Origin of the sequence: Sphingomonas arantia, assembly GCF_042682045.1 — a bacterium.
In the GTDB taxonomy this organism is placed as follows: domain Bacteria; phylum Pseudomonadota; class Alphaproteobacteria; order Sphingomonadales; family Sphingomonadaceae; genus Sphingomonas_R; species Sphingomonas_R arantia.
In genome coordinates this window covers 626379-646031 of sequence record NZ_JBHUGS010000001.1, presented here as the reverse complement: position 1 = coordinate 646031, position 19653 = coordinate 626379, and the positions used below count along the sequence as shown (strand labels likewise).

Annotated in this window: 17 protein-coding genes and 1 riboswitch; of the genes, 5 read left to right on the top strand and 12 right to left on the bottom strand. The window is 69.6% G+C overall.

The annotated features are described in order from the left end of the window. The first annotated feature begins 101 nt into the window (after positions 1-101). Entirely contained in the window at positions 102-1274 is a 1173-nt protein-coding gene (locus ACFSGX_RS03135; RefSeq protein WP_157174970.1) for a zinc-dependent alcohol dehydrogenase, read from the top strand. A gap of 88 nt (positions 1275-1362) precedes the next feature. Continuing rightward, entirely contained in the window at positions 1363-1800 is a 438-nt protein-coding gene (locus ACFSGX_RS03130) for a hypothetical protein (protein ID WP_380927405.1), read from the top strand. A gap of 24 nt (positions 1801-1824) precedes the next feature. On the opposite strand, the gene ACFSGX_RS03125 is transcribed toward ACFSGX_RS03130, so the two are convergent. Continuing rightward, positions 1825-2826, bottom strand: a complete 1002-nt coding sequence (locus tag ACFSGX_RS03125; RefSeq protein WP_380927403.1) for a sensor histidine kinase — start codon at positions 2824-2826, stop codon at positions 1825-1827. Positions 2827-3023: 197 nt separating this feature from the next. Here ACFSGX_RS03125 and ACFSGX_RS03120 point away from each other — a divergent pair, with 197 nt between their 5' ends. Next, a complete protein-coding gene (locus ACFSGX_RS03120; protein ID WP_380927401.1) occupies positions 3024-5612 on the top strand; it encodes a PAS domain-containing protein in 2589 nt (862 codons plus the stop codon). 181 nt (positions 5613-5793) lie between these two features. On the opposite strand, the gene ACFSGX_RS03115 is transcribed toward ACFSGX_RS03120, so the two are convergent. The 11 genes from ACFSGX_RS03115 to ACFSGX_RS03065 are packed head-to-tail and all read right to left on the bottom strand — an operon-like array spanning position 5794 to position 16574. Next, the gene (locus tag ACFSGX_RS03115; RefSeq protein ID WP_380927400.1) at positions 5794-6342 is read right to left on the bottom strand and encodes a histidine phosphatase family protein; all 549 of its coding nucleotides are present in this window, start codon (positions 6340-6342) and stop codon (positions 5794-5796) included. After that, positions 6339-7121, bottom strand: coding sequence for an adenosylcobinamide-GDP ribazoletransferase (locus ACFSGX_RS03110; protein ID WP_380927399.1), 783 nt, complete (start codon positions 7119-7121; stop codon positions 6339-6341). The genes ACFSGX_RS03115 and ACFSGX_RS03110 overlap by 4 nt, the downstream gene beginning before the upstream one ends. Continuing rightward, entirely contained in the window at positions 7121-8134 is a 1014-nt protein-coding gene (cobT, locus tag ACFSGX_RS03105) for a nicotinate-nucleotide--dimethylbenzimidazole phosphoribosyltransferase (RefSeq protein WP_380927397.1), read from the bottom strand. The genes ACFSGX_RS03110 and cobT overlap by 1 nt, the downstream gene beginning before the upstream one ends. Continuing rightward, on the bottom strand, positions 8131-9591 hold the full coding sequence (locus ACFSGX_RS03100; protein ID WP_380927395.1) for a cobyric acid synthase: 1461 nt from the start codon (positions 9589-9591) through the stop codon (positions 8131-8133). The genes cobT and ACFSGX_RS03100 overlap by 4 nt, the downstream gene beginning before the upstream one ends. Beyond that, positions 9579-10487, bottom strand: coding sequence for an adenosylcobinamide-phosphate synthase CbiB (gene cbiB, locus ACFSGX_RS03095; RefSeq protein ID WP_380927394.1), 909 nt, complete (start codon positions 10485-10487; stop codon positions 9579-9581). The genes ACFSGX_RS03100 and cbiB overlap by 13 nt, the downstream gene beginning before the upstream one ends. After that, positions 10484-11254 carry an ABC transporter ATP-binding protein gene (locus tag ACFSGX_RS03090; RefSeq protein WP_380927392.1) on the bottom strand — a complete coding sequence of 257 codons (771 nt, stop codon included), beginning with the start codon at positions 11252-11254 and terminating at the stop codon, positions 10484-10486. The genes cbiB and ACFSGX_RS03090 overlap by 4 nt, the downstream gene beginning before the upstream one ends. After that, positions 11251-12213, bottom strand: coding sequence for a FecCD family ABC transporter permease (locus ACFSGX_RS03085; protein WP_380927390.1), 963 nt, complete (start codon positions 12211-12213; stop codon positions 11251-11253). The genes ACFSGX_RS03090 and ACFSGX_RS03085 overlap by 4 nt, the downstream gene beginning before the upstream one ends. Beyond that, positions 12210-13046, bottom strand: a complete 837-nt coding sequence (locus tag ACFSGX_RS03080; protein WP_380927388.1) for an ABC transporter substrate-binding protein — start codon at positions 13044-13046, stop codon at positions 12210-12212. Before ACFSGX_RS03080 ends, ACFSGX_RS03085 begins: the two co-directional genes overlap by 4 nt. Beyond that, complete coding sequence (gene cobO, locus ACFSGX_RS03075) at positions 13043-13654, bottom strand: cob(I)yrinic acid a,c-diamide adenosyltransferase (RefSeq protein ID WP_380927386.1); 612 nt, start codon at positions 13652-13654, stop codon at positions 13043-13045. The genes ACFSGX_RS03080 and cobO overlap by 4 nt, the downstream gene beginning before the upstream one ends. Further along, positions 13651-14634 (bottom strand): aminotransferase class I/II-fold pyridoxal phosphate-dependent enzyme, encoded by a 984-nt coding sequence (locus ACFSGX_RS03070; RefSeq protein ID WP_380927385.1) that lies wholly within the window; start codon positions 14632-14634, stop codon positions 13651-13653. Before ACFSGX_RS03070 ends, cobO begins: the two co-directional genes overlap by 4 nt. A gap of 2 nt (positions 14635-14636) precedes the next feature. Beyond that, a complete protein-coding gene (locus ACFSGX_RS03065) occupies positions 14637-16574 on the bottom strand; it encodes a TonB-dependent receptor plug domain-containing protein (protein ID WP_380927383.1) in 1938 nt (645 codons plus the stop codon). Between the two features lie 133 nt (positions 16575-16707). Beyond that, positions 16708-16912: riboswitch (cobalamin riboswitch) on the bottom strand. 25 nt (positions 16913-16937) lie between these two features. On the opposite strand from ACFSGX_RS03065, the gene cobU reads away from it, so the two are divergent. Together cobU and ACFSGX_RS03055 are read left to right on the top strand one after the other, a co-directional pair. Next, positions 16938-17453, top strand: a complete 516-nt coding sequence (cobU, locus tag ACFSGX_RS03060; protein WP_380927381.1) for a bifunctional adenosylcobinamide kinase/adenosylcobinamide-phosphate guanylyltransferase — start codon at positions 16938-16940, stop codon at positions 17451-17453. Positions 17454-17544: 91 nt separating this feature from the next. Continuing rightward, positions 17545-19617, top strand: coding sequence for an ATP-binding protein (locus ACFSGX_RS03055; RefSeq protein WP_380927380.1), 2073 nt, complete (start codon positions 17545-17547; stop codon positions 19615-19617). Positions 19618-19653: the final 36 nt, after the last annotated feature.

Genomic DNA, 19653 nt, shown 5'->3' with positions numbered 1-19653 from the left:
TTCACGGAACGCCCCGTCCCCGACCGTCAGGCGACCCGCCGGCCCGCACGCGACCAACGTCGCGGGGCCGGTTCGACACGATCAACAGACGGAGATTTTCGATGCGCGCACTGGTCTGGCACGGAAAAGGTGACGTTCGCGTCGATACTGTCAAGGATCCCGAGATCAAGCATCCGCGCGATGCGATCATCAAGGTCACGGCCTGCGCGATCTGCGGCTCCGATCTCCACCTCCTCGACGGCTACCAGCCCACGATGGAGGCCGGTGACATCCTCGGTCATGAGAATATGGGCGAAGTCGTCGCCCTCGGGTCCGAAGTCACCAACCTGAAGATCGGCGACCGCGTCGTCGTGCCGTTCACGATCAGCTGCGGCGAATGCTTCTTCTGCAAGAAGGGGCTGTTCTCCGCCTGCGAACGGACTAATCCGAATTCTGATCTCGCGATCGCGGCGATGGGCCATTCGCCCGCCGGCCTGTTCGGGTTCAGCCACATGCTCGGCGGCTATTGCGGCGGCCAGGCCGAATATCTCCGCGTGCCGATGGCCGATTTCGGCCCGATCAAGGTACCGGACAACGTTACCGACGAACAGGCGCTGTTCCTGTCCGACATCTTCCCGACCGGCTACATGGCCGCCGAGAATGCGAACATCGAAGAGGGCGACACCGTCGCGATCTGGGGCTGCGGTCCGGTTGGTCAGTTCGCGATCCGCTCCGCGCTAATGCTCGGTGCCGGCCGCGTGATCGCGATCGACGAAGTGCCGGAACGGCTCGCCATGGCCGAGGCCGGCGGTGCCGAGACGATCAACTTCGCCGAGGTCGAGAGCGTCTATGACGAGCTGCAGTTCCGCACCAAGGGTCGCGGACCGGACAGCTGCATCGACTCGGTCGGTGCCGAAGCATCGGGCCATGGCTCGGTGGATGCGGTGATCGACAAGGTGAAGGCCGCGGCCTTCCTCGCGACCGACCGCGTCCATGTGCTGCGTGAAGCGATCATGAGCTGCCGGATGGGCGGCACCGTTTCGATCCCCGGCGTCTATGTCGGCATGGGCGACAAGATCCCGATCGGCGCGATGATGAACAAGGGCCTGACCATCAAGACCGGTCAGACCCACGTCCAGGCCTACACCCGGCCGCTGCTCGCCCGGATCGAGGCGGGCGACATCGACCCGAGCTTCGTCGTGACCCACCCGGCCAGCCTCGAAGACGCGCCGGAAATGTACCAGAAGTTCCGCGACAAGCAGGACGGCGTCATCAAGGTCGTGCTGCGCCCCTGATCCCGACCCGACCCGAACGATACCGCTTCGCGCCAGACGCGGGGCGGTATCGTCCGTTCTGGCTGCTGCCACATTCGAAGGAACGACGATGAGCGACACGGTCCCCACCCCCGTCCCCGGCAATCCCGAAACCAAGGGCCAGCCCGACGGCGTCTCCGGCTCCCCCGGCAACGGCGAGCCGCACGGCCGCTCGGTCATGGGTGAAAGCGGCGGGGCCGCCTATCCCAACCCGCATTCCAAGACCGCCGACGTCAACGACGACAGCCCGTCGACCGACCAGTCCGGCGAACCGACCGAGGATATCAGCGAACCCGGCACCGTCCCCGGCACGATCGGCAGCGAAGTCGCCGACCATGATCGCCCGCTCCCCGTGCCGGCGCCCGATCGGCAGACACGCGACGTGAAGACCGAGAGCGGGTCGTTCACCGTCCTCGAAACCGACGGCGTGGCGCAGGCCGCGACCACCGGCAAGATCGGTACGGACGCCCCTTACGAGCGCGAGCAGGAGCAGCCCGGCTCCGGCTGAGCCCCCGTCGAGGCCCGGTCGCGCCTACAGGGCCAGGTGCGACCGGATCATCCGCAACGTCACGATCAGGCCCTCTTCTTCCCATTCGTAACCGATCGTCCCGCCGAGCTGCCTCGACACGCTGCGGTCGACCAACCGGGTCCCGAACCCGCTTTTCTCCGGCGGCGCCTTCACCGGCGGCCCGCCGCGCTCTACCCAGGTCAGCACCACATCGCCGCCGTCCGATGCACTCGTCACGTCCAGCGTGCCTTCGGGGGCCGACAGCGCGCCATATTTCATCGAATTGGTCGCCAGTTCGTGGATCACCAGCGCCAGCCCCATCGCCGCGGCCTGACCCACGCCCATCCGCTCGACAGACACGCGGATCCGCCCCGAAAACGCGCCCATGTCGTCATAGGGCTTCAACACGACGGACAGCAGGTCGCCCAGCAACGCGGCATCGCCCTGCCCCTCCGGCAACGGCCGGACCAGGTCGTGCGCGCGGTCCAGCGCGAACAGCCGCTCGGTCAGCTGGCTCGCCATTTCCTCGATGTTCGTCGCCGACCGCGACGTGATCGCGGTCAGGCCGGTGGCGATGGTCAGCAGGTTCTTGACCCGGTGGCTCATCTCCCCGGCCAGCAGTTCATGGCCTTCCTCGGCCTGCTTGCGCCCCGTCACGTCCAGGAAGATGCCGAACATCGTCCGCCCGACGATCCCGACATCGTCGCCCTCGCCGCGCGCCGCGATCCAGCGCACCTCGTTGCCCACCATGATCCGGAAATCGGTCTCGTACCGCCCCAGCGTCGCGCGCATGGCGTTGAACGCGGCGCGCACCCGATCGCGGTCGGCGGGGTGGATGTTGGCGGACAGTTCCTCGAACCCGACGTCGGGCTGCCACTCCATGCCCCACAAGGCGAAGCCCTGCTTGTCCATCGTGAACGCGTCGCTATCGACGTTCCACGCCCATAACGCGACACCGGCCGCGTTGACCGCCAGGCGCAGATGCTCGGGCGACCAGACATGCGCCTTGGGTATTTCCTTGATCATTGGACTCCCCCCGAATGCGCCGCACGATGCTTGCATAGACTCGGCAAACGGCTTGGCAAAGCCTCGCGCAGCCCGCAACCCGGCGTTTACATGCATCCGCACTATATCTGCTTCGCCGCCACGAACCTCGGCTCCATTGCGGTCGCGGCGATCATAACCTAGGTAAACTTCCTCTATTTCTTTGCGAGCAGGCGGCCTTGACCGACACGAACGATCACGCCGCCACCGGCGTGCCGAAAATGACGGCCGATGCCGCCCGTATCGCGGCCGAACTGGTGGGCGAGGATGTCGGCACCGATCCGTTCGTCGCCGCCGTGCGCGCCACGCGCATGCCCATGATCGTCACCAACCCGCGGTTGCCCGACAATCCCGTGGTGTTCGTCAACAACGCCTTCTGCCGGCTGTCCGGCTACGAACGGGACGAGATCCTGGGCCGCAACTGCCGCTTCCTGCAGGGGCCGGAAACCGATCCGGCGACGGTCCAGCGGATCCGCGATGCGGTGACGCGCGTCGAACCGATCGAAATCGACATCCGCAACCACCGCAAGGACGGCGAACCGTTCTGGAACCGCCTGCTGCTGGCGCCGGTCTACGATACGGAGGGCGTGCTCGCCTATTTCTTCGCCAGCCAGCTGAACGTCACGATCGAACGCGAACGGTTGCAGGGGCTGGAATCGAGCAACGCCTCGCTGATGGCGGAGCTGACCGACCGGCTGTCGGCGCAGGACCAGCATGAGCGCGAACTCGCCTTCACGTTGAAGGCCGCGCGGTTCGGCACCTGGAGCCTGGAGATCGCGACCAACCGCCTGACCGTCTCGGCCACCTGCAAGGAGATCTTCGGCCGCCCGGTCGACAAGCCGTTCACCTACGAGGACCGGCTCGCCGCGATCCACCCGGACGACCGTGCCAAGAGCATCGACGAGGTGCGGCGCTGCGTCGAGGCCGGCACCGACTACGACGTCACCTACCGCATCATCCGCCCCGACGGCGAAATGCGCTGGATCGGATCGCGCGGGCAGCCCTTCTTCAACGCGGACGGCACCGCGCTGCGCATCGCCGGCGTGTCGACCGACATCACCGACAAGACACGCAGCGACGCGATGCGCGCGGCGCTGGTCGAACTGGGCGACGTGTTCCGCGACACGGTCGAACCCGACGACATCCTGTTCTCCGCCGCACGCATCATCGGCCGCACGCTCGGCGTCTGCCGGGTCGGTTACGGCGAGGTCGACACCGTCGCCGAAACCATGGACGTCGCGCGCGACTGGACCGCGCCCGGCATCGCCTCGCTCGCCGGCACGCTCCGCTTCCGCGATTACGGCAGCTACATCGACGACCTGAAATGCGGCGAGGAAGTGTGCTTCGCCGACGCACGCACCGATCCGCGCACCGCCGCCCACGCTCCTGCGCTGGAGGCGATCAGCGCGCGCGCCATGATGAACATGCCGCTGATCGAACATGGCGAATTCGTCGCGATGCTGTTCCTCCACGACGCCGGCCACCGCCGCTGGCGCGACGACGAGATCGCCTTCATCCGCGAAGTCGCCGAACGCACCCGCATCGCGGCCGAGCGCCGCCGCGCCGAACATGAACTCTCCGCGCTCGCCGCCTCGCTCGAACAGCAGGTCGTGGCGCGGACCAGCGAGCTTCAGAACGCCGAAGACGCGCTCCGCCAGTCGCAGAAGATGGAGGCGGTCGGCCAGCTGACCGGCGGCGTCGCGCATGATTTCAACAACCTGCTCACCGTCATCCGCTCCGCCACCGACCTGCTCAAGCGCCCAGGGCTCAGCGCGGAACGGCGCGAACGCTATATCGACGCCATCTCCGACACTGCGGATCGCGCCGCCAAGCTGACCGGACAACTGCTCGCCTTCGCCCGCCGCCAGGCGCTGAAGCCGGAGGTCATCGACGTCGGGCAGAGCCTGCGCGTCATCTCGGACATGCTCGGCACGCTCACCGGATCGCGGATCGTGATCGACATCGATCAGCCGGACGCGCCCTGCTTCACCAACGTCGATCCCAGCCAGCTCGACACCGCGCTCGTCAACATGTCGGTCAACGCGCGCGACGCGATGGGCGGCGCCGGCCGGCTCGCGATCACCGTGCGTCCCGCGACCGGGATCCCCGCCCTCCGCGCCGATCCTGCCGTCACCGGCCGCTACGTCGCGATCGCGATCAGTGACACCGGTTCGGGCATCGACCCGGACAAGCTCGACCGGATCTTCGAACCGTTCTTCACCACCAAGGACGTCGGGCAGGGCACCGGCCTCGGCCTCAGCCAGGTGTTCGGCTTCGCCAAGCAATCGGGCGGCGACATCCGCGTCGAAAGCCGCCCCGGCCACGGCACCACCTTCACGCTCTATCTGCCGCAGGTCGACCGGGCCGAACCCGCCGCCACGACCGACATCGCGGAGGGCCCCGCCGAAGGTCACGGCCTGCGCGTGCTGGTGGTCGAGGACAATCACGAGGTCGGCCATTTCACGACGCAGTCGCTCGCCGAACTCGGCTACGTCACCACCTGGGCCGCCGACGCACAGGAGGCGCTCGCCGAACTCGCCAGCGACGCGGGCCGCTTCGACATCGTGTTCTCCGACGTCGTCATGCCCGGCATGAACGGCATCGACCTCGCCCGCACGATCCGCGAAACCTACCCGACGCTCCCCGTCGTCCTCACCTCGGGCTACAGCAACGTCCTCGTCGAGGACGGCACCCACGGCTTCGAACTCCTCCACAAACCCTACAGCGTCGAACAGGTCTCCCGCGTCCTCCGCAACGCGGCTGGGTAAGGGGCAAACGACTCAGGGTTTACCCACTCCCAAACCCGTTCGGTTCGAGCCTGTCGAGAACGCCGCGCAACGCTCGTCGCAAACTCAACCTATAAAGCCCGCGCATCCCGAGCGAAGTCGAGGGACCCTTCGAGCGAAGCCGAGAAGCCAACAGCACCCCAAAACCAACCCCGGCAAACAGCTACCGATCCAATTCCAAAACCTCCCCCAGCCCCGGCACGAACTCGATCATTCGCTCCAACGGAGCCCCCGCCCAAGCCGCCCGCAACGCCGCGATCGGCCCGCCATGCGCCACCACCAACACCACGCCCCCCAACGGCAAATCATCCCAAGCCGCCAGCGCCCGCAAAGACAAATCGAGCCCGGTCTCCCCACCCCCAGGCCGAAACCCGGTCGGATCGGTCATGATCCGATCCATCAAATCGCCAGTCTCACGCCAGATCGCATCCCACCGCCGCCCCTCCCAGGATCCGAAATCCCGCTCCAGCCACCGCGCATCGCTCAGCACCGGACACCCCACCCGCGCCGCAACCCGCTCCGCCAACCGCCGCGTCCGCACGGCCCCGGAATGCACCACCACATCCGGCCGCCGCGCGCTCAAATCTTCGACCAGCCCACGCGCCAGCAAGGCCCCCGCCCGGCTCCACCCCATGTCGGACCGCCCGTAACACCGCCCCACCCAGGCCCGCGCCACCGGCGGATGCCGCACCAGCAGCACCGTCCCCGTCACGCCATCCCCGCCGCGAGCAGCACCGCCAGCTGCCCCATATAGGCCGCGAACCCGAGACAATCCCCCGTCGACCCGCCGATCCGCCCGCGCAGGAACCGTGCGATCCACCACAGGAACACCACACCCGCGCCCGCAGTGAACACCAGCGCCGCCGGATCGTGCATCACCAGCAACACCACCCCCGGCACGGTCAGCAACAGCGCGCCAGCCAAGCGCCGCAAAGGCATCCCCCGCCCGATCCGCGCCGCAAGTCCGGTCCCCGCCGCCACCGGCGGCAGGATGTACGCCAGCAGCACCGCCCACAGCCGCCCGACCGTCGCCGCCGCCACGATCGCCGCCACAGCGATGCCCGCCGGCAACGCCACGATCGCCGCGACCCGTAAAGCCACCGACAACCCCAGCCCCAGCGCGCCATAGCTCCCGATCCGGCTGTCGCGCATGATCCGCAGCGCATCGTCACCGCGCGCGATCCCCCCGAAGGCGTCGCAGAAATCGGCCACCGCATCCTCGTGAAACGCACCGGTCAGCAACGCCTCGACCATCAGCGCCAGCACCGCCGCCACCACCGGCGGCCACACCAGCCCCGCCGCCACATAAACCCCCGCCGTCACCCCCCCAATCAGTGTTCCGACCAGCGGCAGCCACGCCATCGCGCGGGTCAGCCCGTCACCCGCCTGCGCCCCCGTCAGCCGCGCCAGCACCGGCACCGGCAACCGCGTCAGGAACTGCACCGCCATAAGCGGCGGCGCCCACCCCGGCGCGCGATCTGACGCGTCCATCAATCCGCCCGCTCCGCGCCGATCGCGTCCAGCCGCGCGACATCGCCCATCATCGCCGCGGCCGCATCGAGCAACGGTAACGCCACCAGCGCCCCGCTCCCCTCGCCCAGCCGCATCCCCCAATCGAGCAACGCTTCCAGCCCCAACTGCGCCAGCGCCGCCCCATGTCCCGGCTCCGCCGACCGATGCCCCGCGATCATCGCGTCCACCGTCCCCGGCGCCAGCCGCTCCGCGATCAGCGCCCCCGCCGTCGCGACATACCCGTCGAGCAACAACGTCGCCCCGCGCTCCGCCCCACGCGCGAAGAACCCCGCCATCGCCACGATCTCATACCCAGCGACCGACGCGATCGCCGCCACCGGATCGGCCTCCGCCGAAGCCCGCGCCACCGCAGCCTCCACGACCCGCGTCTTCACCGCCAGCACCGCATCATCGGCCCCCGCCCCGCGCCCCACCGCATCCGCCACGCCCGCCCCGGCCAGCAGCATCGTGATCGCCGCGGCCGGCGTCGTGTTCCCGATCCCCATCTCCCCTGCGATCAGCAGCGCCGCACCGTCGTCCACCGCACGATCCGCCTCGTCCGCCCCGAGGCCCCAAGCCGCCGCGAACTGCGCCGCATCCATCGCCGGCCCGTCCGCCAGGTTCGCCGTCCCCTCCGCAATCCGCGCATCGCGGTAGAAGCCCGGCGGATCGTCCGGCCGCGCGCCCATCACTCCGACATCGACCAATCGAAGATCGCACCCATGCGCCGCCGCCAGCGCGTTGCTCGTCGCCCGCCCCGCCAAAATCGTGCCGACCATCATCCCCGTCACCGCCGACGGCCATGCCGAAACCCCCGCCGCGACACAGCCGTGGTCGCCGGCGAACAGCACGATCCGCCGCGGCCGCGTCCGCGGATCGATCCGCCCCTGCGTCCGGGCCAGCCGCACCGCGATGTCCTCCAGCCGCCCCAGGCTGCGCTTCGGCTTGGCCAGCGCATCGATGTGCGCCCACACATCCGCATCGTCGATCATCGCGCGTCCTTCGCTATTCTCACGATCGCATCCACGTCGAGCACCCGCTCCAGCACCGCCGCGATCCCGTCGAGCGCCGCATCGATCGCCTCGCGCCGCTCCAGCCCGTCCGACGCCGCGCCCAGCTCCGCCAGCAACGCCGCGCGCGCCTCCGCCTGATCGAACAAGCCGTGGACATAACAGCCCGCAACCTGCCCGTCGCGCGCGCTCGTCCCGTCCGCCCGCCCGTCCGCGAACCGCAGCAGCGCCGGCGACCCCGCATCGACCGAAGTGATCCCGGCATGAATCTCGTAGCCAGCAAACCCCGCGCCGGACCCGACCAGGCTCCCCGTCACCGGCCGCACTAGCTTGTCCGCCCCGATCGCCGTCTCGATCGGCAACAGCCCCAGCCCCGGCACCGTCGCGGCAACCCCCTCGATCCCGTCCGGATCGGCCACCGTCCGCCCCAGCATCTGGTACCCGCCACAAATCCCCAGCACCCGCCCGCCGCGCCGGACATGCGCGGCAATGTCGACGTCCCAGCCCTGCGCGCGCAGGAAACCCAGGTCGGCGACCGTCGCTTTCGTCCCCGGCAACACCACCAGCGCCGCATCGCCCGGGATCGGCCGCCCCGGCGGAATCATCGCCAGCCGCACGCCCGGCTCATGCGCCAGCGCATCGAAATCGTCGAAATTCGCGATCCGCGACAGCATCGGCACCGCGATCAGCGGCCCTTCGCCCACCCCGTCGCCGCGCCCCAGCGCCACCGCATCCTCCGCCGGCAACCGCGCCGCATCGGCCAGCCAGGGCACCACTCCGATGCTCGCCCAGCCGGTCCGCTCGACGATCGCCCGCACCCCGTCGTCGAACAGCGTGGGGTCGCCGCGGAACTTGTTCACGATGAACCCGCGGATCATCGCCGCATCGGCCGGATCGATCACCGCCTGCGTGCCGACCAACGCCGCGATCACCCCGCCGCGATCGATATCGCCGACCAGCACCACCGGCACGCCCGCCGCGCGCGCAAAACCCATATTGGCGATGTCGCTCGCCCGCAGATTGATCTCCGCCGGCGATCCCGCCCCTTCGACCACGACGATATCGGCCTCCGCCGCCAACCGGTGATACGCGCCCAGCACCTCGCCCAGCAGGTCGGGTTTCCGCCGCCAGAATTCCCCCGCCGCCATCGTGCCGCGCGGTTTGCCCGCCACCACCAGCTGCGACGTCCGGTCGCTCTGCGGCTTCAGCAGGACCGGGTTCATGTCGACGCTCGGCGCCACGCGCGCGGCTATCGCCTGCAACGCCTGCGCCCGGCCGATCTCGCCGCCGTCCGCGGTCACTGCGGCATTGTTCGACATGTTCTGCGGCTTGAACGGCCGCACGGACAGCCCGCGATTGGCCAGCGCGCGGCACAGCCCGGCGACCAGCACCGACTTGCCGACGTCCGACCCCGTCCCCTGCAACATCACAGCGCCCATGCGCAGGCTCCCACCACGATCCACATCAACAGGCACGCACCCCGGTACACACTCAAAGCCCGCGCCAGATCCGCCGCCCGCGGCAACATACCCTCGCCCAGCACGGCGCGCGCCGCCGGCACGCCGTCATAGCGCACCGCCCCGCCCAGCCGCCGCCCGATCGCTCCCGCCATCGCCGCCTCCGGCCAGCCCCCGTTGGGCGACGAATGCCGCGCAGCATCGCGCAACATCGTCCGCCACCCGCCCCGCCCGGCGAGACAGATCAGCGCCCCCGCGATCCGCCCCGGCACCCAGTTCACCACATCGTCCGCCCGCGCCGAAGCCCAGCCGAACCAGACGAACTGCGGCGTCCGATGCCCCACCATCGAGTCCGCCGTATTGATCGCCTTCGCCGCGAACAGCCCGGGCAACCCGCCGAGCAGCAACCAGAACGCCGGCGCGACCACCCCGTCGCAGAAACTCTCCGCCAGACTCTCGATCGCCGCCGTCGCGATGCCCTGTTCGTCCAGCGCATCGGTATCGCGCCCGACGATCATCGCCACCGCCCCACGCGCCGCGGGCAGATCGCCCGCCGCCAACGGCACCAGCACCGCACGGACATGATCGTGCAAACTCCGCTGCGCCAGCCCGGTCGTCCCCGCAGCCACCACGATCACCCAGCCCCAGCCGACCCCCAGCCGCTCGATCGCCAACCCGACCGCCACCGCCACGCCGATCAGCAACAGCAAAAGCGCCACGCCACCCGCCCGCTGCCGCATTGCACTCCCGCGGTTCCAGCGCCGTTCAACCGCCGCAATCAGCGCACCGACCGCCATCACCGGATGCGGCCAGCCCCGCGGATACCCCACCGCCGCCTCGACGATCAGCACGGCCAGCAGCAGCGCCGCATGGTTCACCGCCCGATCGGCAGAATGAACCGCTGCCCCGCCGGCGTCACCCCGATCTCCACCGCGACGCCGTAGGTCTCGGCGATGAGCGGCGCGGTCAGCACGTCGTCCGCCGGCCCGGCCGCCACGACCCGCCCGCCGCGCATCAGCACCGCATCGTCCGCGATCCGCGCCGCCAGGTGCAGATCGTGCAGCACCAGCACAACCCCACCACCCGCTGCCGCCACGCTCCGCAACCGGTCGAGCACGTCGATCTGGTGCGCAGGGTCCAGGCTCGCCAACGGCTCGTCCGCCAGCAGCCAGTCCGGCTCGCCCGCCAGCACGCGCGCCAGCAAGGCCCGCCCGCGCTCGCCACCCGACAACCGTTCGACGCCTCGCCCGGCCAGCGCGGTCATGTCGGTCGCCGCCAGCGCGCGCGCCACCGCCGCATCGTCCGCCGCGGTCGCCCCCCACCGCCCGCGATGCGGCAACCGGCCGAGCGCCACCAGCGTCGCGACGTCGATATCCCAATGCACGTCCGCCGCCTGCGGCAACAACCCGATCGCCCGCGCCCGCGCGCGCCGCTCGATCGCCTGTACATCCACCCCGTCGAGTGAAGCCGCGCCCTGGTCCGGCACGCGCAACGCGGCCAGACAGCTCAGCAGCGTGCTCTTCCCCGCGCCGTTCGGCCCCAGCAACGCCGTCACGCGGCCCTGCCGGAACGCGACGCTGACATCGTCCAGCACGCGATTGCCGCCCAGCGTCAGCCCGATCCGGTCGGCCGCCAGCACGCTCATGCCAGCCGCCGCCGCATGCGGATCAGCAGATAGAGGAAGAACGGCCCGCCCAGCATCGACATCGCGATCCCCAGCCGCAGCTCGCTGACCGTCGGCGCCAGCCGCACCAGGCTGTCCGCCAGCGTTAGCAGCAGCGCGCCCCCCAGCGCCGACGGCAGCAGCACCGCCGACGGCCGGTTGCCCGCGAACGGCCGAACCATATGCGGCACGATCAGCCCGACGAACCCGATCACGCCCGCCGACGCCACCGCCGCCCCGACGGTCAGCGCGATGCCGGCGATCACCACCCATTGCAGCCGCCCCGGATCGACCCCCATCGACCGCGCCGCCTGCTCCCCCAGCGTCAGCGCGTCGAGCGACCGCGCCGTCGTCGCCAGCAACCCGGCCCCGATCACGATGATCGGCAACGCCACCTTCACATCGTCCCAGCTGCGATCGGTCAGCGCCCCGAGCAGCCACGTCACGATCTGCGACGACACGAACGGCGTCGGCGCAAGGCTGATCGCCAGCGCGGTCAGCGATCCGGCGATACTCGTCAGGATCATCCCCGCCAGCGTGAACAGGATCAGGCTGCCCGACCGCCCGGCGATCAGCGCGAGCAGCGCCATCGTGCCCGCCGCCCCGACCAGCGCGAAGGTCGGCAACAGCCAGATCTGCGCGGCATAACCGAAATACAGCGACACCACCGCGCCCAGCGCCGCACCCGACGACACGCCGAACAGCCCCGGATCGGCCAGCGGATTGCGCAGATACCCCTGCATCACCGCCCCCGACAGGCCCAGCGCGGCCCCGACCAGCAACGCCATCACGGTCCGCGGCAAACGCAGTTCGACGATGATGATCGACCGCGGATCGGCGGCGGTCCAGGCGTCCAGCGGCACCCACACTTTCCCCGACGCGACCGACAGGCACACCGCGAGCAGCACCCCGACCAGCAGCGCGAAGTTCAGCCGCGTCACGCGCCCATCTCCCGCCGCACCTGCCGCAACCGCGCCATCGCCGCGATGATCGTCGGCCCGCCGCAGTTCATCAGGCGGGTCGGATAGGGGGCGACCCGGATCCGCTGCGCCAGCCGCCTGATCGCCGGATGCCCTACCAGCCGGTCCTCACCTACCTCCGCCGCGCCGACCGACAGCAGCACGCGTGGCGGTGCGGCGACCAGATATTCCAGCGGCAGCACGTCCCATTTCTTCAGCCCGTAGACCGCGCTCATGTTGCGGAACCCGGCGCGGCCGAGCAGTTCGTCCGACAGCGTGCCCGCCCCCGGTACCAGCCCGCCCGATTGCCAGATCAGCGCCGGCACCCGCGCGCCGCCCGCCTGCCGCGCCGCCGCCGCAATCCGCGCCGCCAGCACCGCGCCGCGGTCCGGATGCCCCGTGATCCGCCCGATCTCGCGCACCTGCGCCACGCTTTCGGCCACCGAATCCGGCACCGGAAACTGCACCAGCGCGATCCGCATCCGTTTTAGCGCGGCGATCGTCGCGGGCGCGACATGCGGCCCGGTGATGACCATGTCGGGGGCCAGCGCGACCACTTCCTCCGCCGTGCCGGACGTCGCGCGGAACGCGTTGGCCTGCGCCAGCGGGATCGACGTCGCGCGCGGGTCCTGCGAATAGTGGCTGATCCCGGCGATCTGTCCGCGATCCGCGACCTGCATCAGCACCGCGTCAACGCACGGATTGATCGACACGATTTTGGGCCCGCGAGCCACCCGTGCCGGCGCCGCCGACACCAGCGACAACGAAGCGACCGCCAGCCCCAGCCCCAGCCCGCAGACCCGGCGACCGATCAATATTCGACCCCCCGCTGCGCCTTGAACCCGGCCTTGTACGGATGCTTCACCTCGGTGAAATCGGTCACCAGGTCGGCGATCTCCAGCAGTTCCGGCTTCGCGCCGCGTCCGGTGATGCAGATATGCTTGGTCAGCGGCCGATCGCGCAGGAACGCCACGATCTCCGCGATCGGCAACGTATCGTCGCGCAGCACGATGTTCAGCTCGTCCAGGATGACGAAATCGATCTCCGGGTCGAGGATCATCGCCTTCGACCGTTCCCACGCCGCGCGCGCCGCCTCGATATCCAGCGCGCGGTCCTGCGTGTCCCAGGTGAAGCCTTCGCCCATCACCTCGAACGTCGCGAGATCGGGGTGCGCTTCGAAGAAGTTGCGCTCGCCCGTCTCCCACTTGCCCTTCACATATTGCAGGATCGCGACCTTCAGGCCCCAGCCGATGCTGCGGATCGCCATCCCGAACGCGGACGACGACTTGCCCTTGCCGTTCCCCGTGTGGACGATCAGCAGCCCGCGCTCCAGCGTGCGCCGCGCCTGCATCTTGGCGCGTGCTTCGGACAGCCGCACCATCCGCGCATTGTGGCGGGCGAAATCGTCGGTCGTATCGGTCATGATCTGAACTCGGCTAGAGCGGCGGCAAGGCGGGTCTGTTCGACGGTGCCGCGCGGCAGCCCGATGCGCAAGCGATCCGGCCGCCCCGCGAACGGCCGCGTCAAAATGGCATGGCGGGCGAGCACAGCGAACAGCTCGACCGCGCGCTGACACGCCACCAGCCGGAACAGCGGCGCCCGCCCCACGACCGCCAACCCCGCGCCGTCGAGCACCGCATCGAGCTGCTCGCCCGCCTCAGCGATCCGCCCCGCCTGCGCCGTCCGCCAGCTCGCATCGGCATAAGCCGCCGTCCCGATCGCCACCGCAGGCGACGACACCGGCCAATCGCCCAGCATCGTCCGCATGCCGCCGGCCAGCCCCGGCCCCGTCACCACGAACCCCAGCCGCAGCCCCGGCAGCCCATAGAATTTCCCGAACGACCTGAGCACGATCAACTCGTCCGAAGCCTCCCCACACAACCCCTGCGCAGGATCGGCATAAGCCTCGTCCACAACCACCGTCATCCGCGCCGCCAGCCCACGCAGCACCGCCGGATCGGCCACCCGCCCATCCGGGTTCGCCGGGCTCGCCAGCACGAACAGGTCGTGATCCGCAACCTCGCCGACATCCCCCACGGCCACCGCATCCGGCCACGCCGCGCGGTGCCCGGCATAACCCGGCGCCAGCACCGCCGCCCGCCGCGCGCCCAGCAACGGCGCGAGCAACCGCATCGCCAGGTCGGTCCCCGGTACCGCCACGACACCCGCCGGGTCCGCCCCGAACGCCGCCGCCGCACACGCCTCAAGCCCAGCGATCGCCCCCGGCTCCGGCAACCGCTCCAACCCGAGCGCGACGCCCTCGAAGGGCCAGCTCCACGGCGCGATTCCGGTCGACAGGTCTATCCAGTCCGCCCCCCCGAGCGCCGCACGCGCCGCGTCCACCCGGCCGCCATGGCCGCAGAAGGTGTCGAGGACGCCCGCGTCGATCCCAGAGTCGACCATCGTCAGTAGGTCAGCCGGACCCCGCCGAACGCCCCGCGCCCCGGCTGCCCATATTGATAGATCGTCTGGTACCGCGCGTTGAACGCATTCTCGATCCGGCCATACACCTCGACATGCTCCCCCACCGGGAACGACGCGCGCACGTCGGCCACGACATAGCCGTCCAGCCGGCGCGCGTTCGACGCGTTGTCGAAACTGTCGCCGATCGCGGTGATCGTGGCCCCGGTCGTCAGCCTGAACGCCCAACGATAATCCGCATTGACGGTCACGCTGTCGCCCGGCCGCCGCGGCAGGTCGCGCCCGAAATTGCTGGTCCCCGCCGACCGGTTGACCGCATCGAGATAGGTGTAGCTCGCACTCACCGTAAACGCCTCGACCGGCCGCAGCAGCAGCGAGAATTCGACCCCCTGCGCGCGCGTCTTGGCGATATTGTCGTACGTCCCATCGGCGCGATCGGCGCAGATCCCGGTCAACGGCGCGGTGCACGACACGAAGGTGATCAGATCGCGCGACGTCCGCCGGAAGTAAGTTGCGCTCGCCTCGACCTTGCCGTCCAGCGCGCGCTGCGTGACGCCCGCATCCCACCCGCGCGACCGCTCCGGATCCAGCGCCGTGTTCCCATATTCGCTCTGCAACTGATACAGCGTCGGCGCCTTGAACCCTTCGGAATAGCTCGCCCGGAACGCCGTCGCGCCGTTGTTGGGCGAATAGACCCCGCTCCCCGAAAAGGTCGTCGCCCCGCCGAACACGTTGTGGTCGTCGTGCCGCACGCCGCCCGTCGCGGTCAGCCCGGCGATCGTCGTCACCGCCAGCTGCCCGTACACGCTGAAGATCCGCGCCCGCCCGCGCCCCACCGGGCCGCCATAGCTCGACGTCGAGAACCGCGAGACCTCGCGCTCCGCTCCGAACGTCGCGAACACCGCGGACGTCAGGTCGGCCACCCCCTGATATTCCAGCCGCTCGTTCCGCCCCTTGGCGGCGAACGTCTCGGTCGGCACCCCGTCCGGGTCGAAGTTACGCCGGTTCGTCTGCGTCCGCGCATAACCGAACCGGTTGCGCAACTTGCCGTCGAACAGCGCGGCGTTCAGCCCGGCATAACCCAGCCACTGCTCGCTCTTCCCATATTCGCGCGTGTCGCCGAACCCGAACGTGGGCGCCGGGAACCCGTCGATCTCGGTCCGCCCGTTCATGTAGAACCCGCGCAGATCGACCGACACGTTCGGCGCCAGCGCGATCCCGAGACTCCCGTTCGCGGCATAGTTCCGGAACCCGTCGCGCTCCGTCCCCGGCGCATAGGCCGAGACGCCGTCCGTCGTATAATATCCCCCTCCCAGGCTCGCCGACACCGGCCCGCTCTTGCCGGAGATGTTGGCGAACACCTGCCCCGTATCGTGCCAGCCGCCCTCGGCCCGCGCGTTAACCGCCAGCGTCTCGGTCGGCTGGCGCGTGATCAGGTTCACCACGCCGCCGATCGCCTGGCTGCCCCACAGCACCGACTGCGCGCCGCGCAACACCTCGATCCGCGTGATGTTGCCGATCAGCAGGTTGCCGAAATTGAACCCCCCGCCCGGCGAAGACGGATCGTTCAGCTTGATCCCGTCGATCAGCGCCACGGTCTGGTCGCTGTCCGCCCCGCGGATGTTGACCGACGTCGTGGTCCCCGGCCCGCCGTTGCGCGTCACGACCACGCCCGGCGTCTGGCGCAGCAGATCAGACACGACCGACGCCTGGCGCTGTGTGATCGTCTCGCTGTCCAGCACGGTCACCGCCTGGCCCACCGTCGCGATCGGCCGCGCCTCGCGGTTGGCGGTCACCACGATGTCGCGCCCGGCCTCCGCCGCCTGGGTCAGCCCGGCGGTCGATTGCGCACTCTGTTCGAACGCGAACGCAGGTGCAGCCGCAACGCACGGCAGCAGGATCAGATAGGAATAAGGCTTCACGGCAGGTCCCCCGGCAACAACTTACGGAGCCACGCGCAACGGTCCGCCGATCACCGGCGGTCCGTCGCGAACGACCCCAACACCGTCGTCACACGAGGTGAAACCTCGATCGCCCGGAACACCCCGTCCGCACGAAGGACAACCGCGACAGGCAGGTCTCCTGGCTCCCGGGTCGTCGCCTTGCCCGGCCTTCCCGGATCCGAAAATCCAGTGGCACGCAGATGGAGCAAGGCTCGCCGGTCACAGTTGCGGGGACAGCCCCGGATGACGCGCGTTGCCGCTCGCTTCCGGGTTCCCTTTTCATTCCATCTCTGGAAACCTGTCGCAAAAGCGCCAATACGAGCGGCCGGAGGCGAACACAAGATGACGACCACATTGTTCCTGGGCGGTGCCCGCTCGGGCAAGAGCCGGCTCGCGCTGACCGCGGCCGAACGCCATCCCGGCCCGCTCGCCTACCTCGCGACGGCAGAGGCGCACGACGACGAGATGGTCGACCGCATCGACCGCCACCAGGCCGAACGCAGCGACCGCTGGCGAACGGTCGAATGCCCGCTCGCGCTGCCCGAGGCGATCGCCGGCGTCGCGGACGGCGCGATCCTCGTCGACTGCCTCACGCTCTGGCTGTCGAACCTCATGCTCGGCGGGCATGGCGTCGCGGCGCGCTCCGCAGACCTGCTCGCCGCCATCGCCGCGACCGACCGCGCGCTGGTCATCGTCACGAACGAGGTCGGCATGGGCATCGTCCCCGATCACCCGCTCGGTCGCGCATTCCGCGACGAGGCCGGCCGCCTGAACCAGGCCATCGCCGCCGCGGTCGACACGAGCTGGTTCGTCGTCGCCGGCCTCGTCCTGCCGCTACGGCCCTACGAACCGGCGTAACGCGCCCGAAAAAAACGGATACGGTCCGGCTCCGCGATATTGTAACGCGGTTGGCCGGCGGCCCACGCCGGTTCGATCAGGGGGTTCAGCGTTGCGATATCTGGAGGCTTTCGACTGGAGCCGGACACCGCTCGGTCCGAAGCATGCCTGGCCGCAGGCACTCCGGACGACGCACGACATCATGATGTCCAGCGGCTTCGCGATGTGCGCCTCGTGGGGGCCGGACCGCACCTTCCTGTATAACGCCGCTTACGCCGCCTTCCTCGGCGCCCGCCATCCGGCGGCGCTGGGCCAGCCGATGGACCAGGTCTGGCCGGAAATCTGGGGCGACATCGAACCGCTCATCGCGCGCGCCATGGCCGGCGAAGCGGTGAAGCTCGACAACCTCCACCTCGCCATGACGCGCAACGGCTATGTCGAGGATACCTACTGGACCTGTTCGTACAGCCCGCTGCGTGACGGCGACGGCGGCGTCGTCGGGTTCCTCAACGTGGCCTACGAAACCACCCACGCGCTCGCCGCGCAGGAACGCGACCGCGTCAACGACGAACGCGTCCGGCTGGCGCTCAACGCGGGCGCGATCATCGGCACCTGGTTCTGGGATCTGCCCACCGGCCGCTTCACGATCGACGAACCGTTCGCACGCAGCTTCGGCGTCGATCCCGCGCTCGGTCGGGAGGGGCTGACGCTCGAACAGATCGTCGCCAGCGTCCATCCCGACGACGGCGACGGCCTGAGCGCCGCGATCGACGAGGCCATCGCCCGCGGCGGATCCTACGCGCACCAGTACCGCGTCCAGCGCCGCGACGGGAAATATTACTGGATCGAGGCGAACGGCCGTGTCGACCGCGACGCGGACGGCATCGCATCGATGTTCTCCGGCGTGCTGATCGATGTCGACGAACGCCGCGCGGTGGAGGCGGAACGCGACCGCGCGATCATCGCGCTGCGCACGCTCAACGACGAACTGGAACAGCGCGTGTCGGACCGCACCGCCGAACTGTTCAAGACCGAGGAGGCGCTCCGCCAGGCGCAGAAGATGGAGGCGGTCGGCCAGTTGACCGGCGGCCTGGCGCACGATTTCAACAACCTGCTCGCCGGCATTTCGGGCAGCCTGGAACTGATGGAGATGCGGCTGGCGCAGGGGCGCCACGCCGACGTCGCCCGCTACATGACCGCGGCCCAGGGTGCGGCGAAACGGGCGGCGGCGCTCACCCACCGGCTGCTCGCCTTCTCGCGCCGCCAGACGCTCGATCCCAAACCCACCAACGTCAACCGGCTCGTCGCCGGCATGGCCGAACTGATCCGCCGCACGGTCGGCCCGTCGGTCGAACTGGAGGTCAAGAGCGAAGACGGCCTGTGGCCCGCGCTGGTCGATGCGTCGCAGCTCGAAAACGCGCTGCTCAACCTTTGCATCAACGCGCGCGACGCGATGCCGAACGGCGGCCGCATCACGATCGCAACCGCCAACACCGGGTCCGACCGTGACGGCGGCCGGATGAAGGATCTGCCCGACGGCCACTATCTCTCGCTCTGCGTCACCGACACCGGCACCGGCATGCCGCCCGAGATCATCGAGAAAGTGTTCGAACCGTTCTTCACGACCAAGCCGATCGGCATGGGCACCGGCCTCGGCCTGTCGATGATCTACGGCTTCGCCAAGCAGTCGGGCGGTCAGGTCCGCATCCATTCGGTCGTCGGCGAAGGCACCACCGTCTGCATCTACCTGCCGCAACATCATGCCGAGGACAGCGAGGACCAGCCCCCCGAGATCCGGCTGCTGTCGCGCGCGGAACAGAGCGCGATCGTGCTCGTGGTGGACGACGAACCGACCGTCCGGCTGCTCGTCACCGACGTGCTGGAGGAGCTTGGCTACACCGTGATCGAGGCGGCCGACAGCCTGGAGGGGCTGCGCATCCTTGATTCCGACGTGCGCATCGACCTCCTGATCAGCGACGTCGGCCTGCCCGGCGGCATGAACGGCCGCCAGATGGCCGACGCAGCACGCCGGTCGCGCCCCGACCTGAAGGTGCTGTTCATCACCGGCTACGCCGAAAACGCCGCGCTCGGCACAGGCTCGCTCGACGGCGGCATGGCCGTCATCACCAAGCCCTTCCCCGTCGACGTCCTCGCCAACCGCGTCCGCGAAATGGTTGCGCAGTAGCCACCCCCAACCTCCGCCCATCCCGAGCGAAATCGA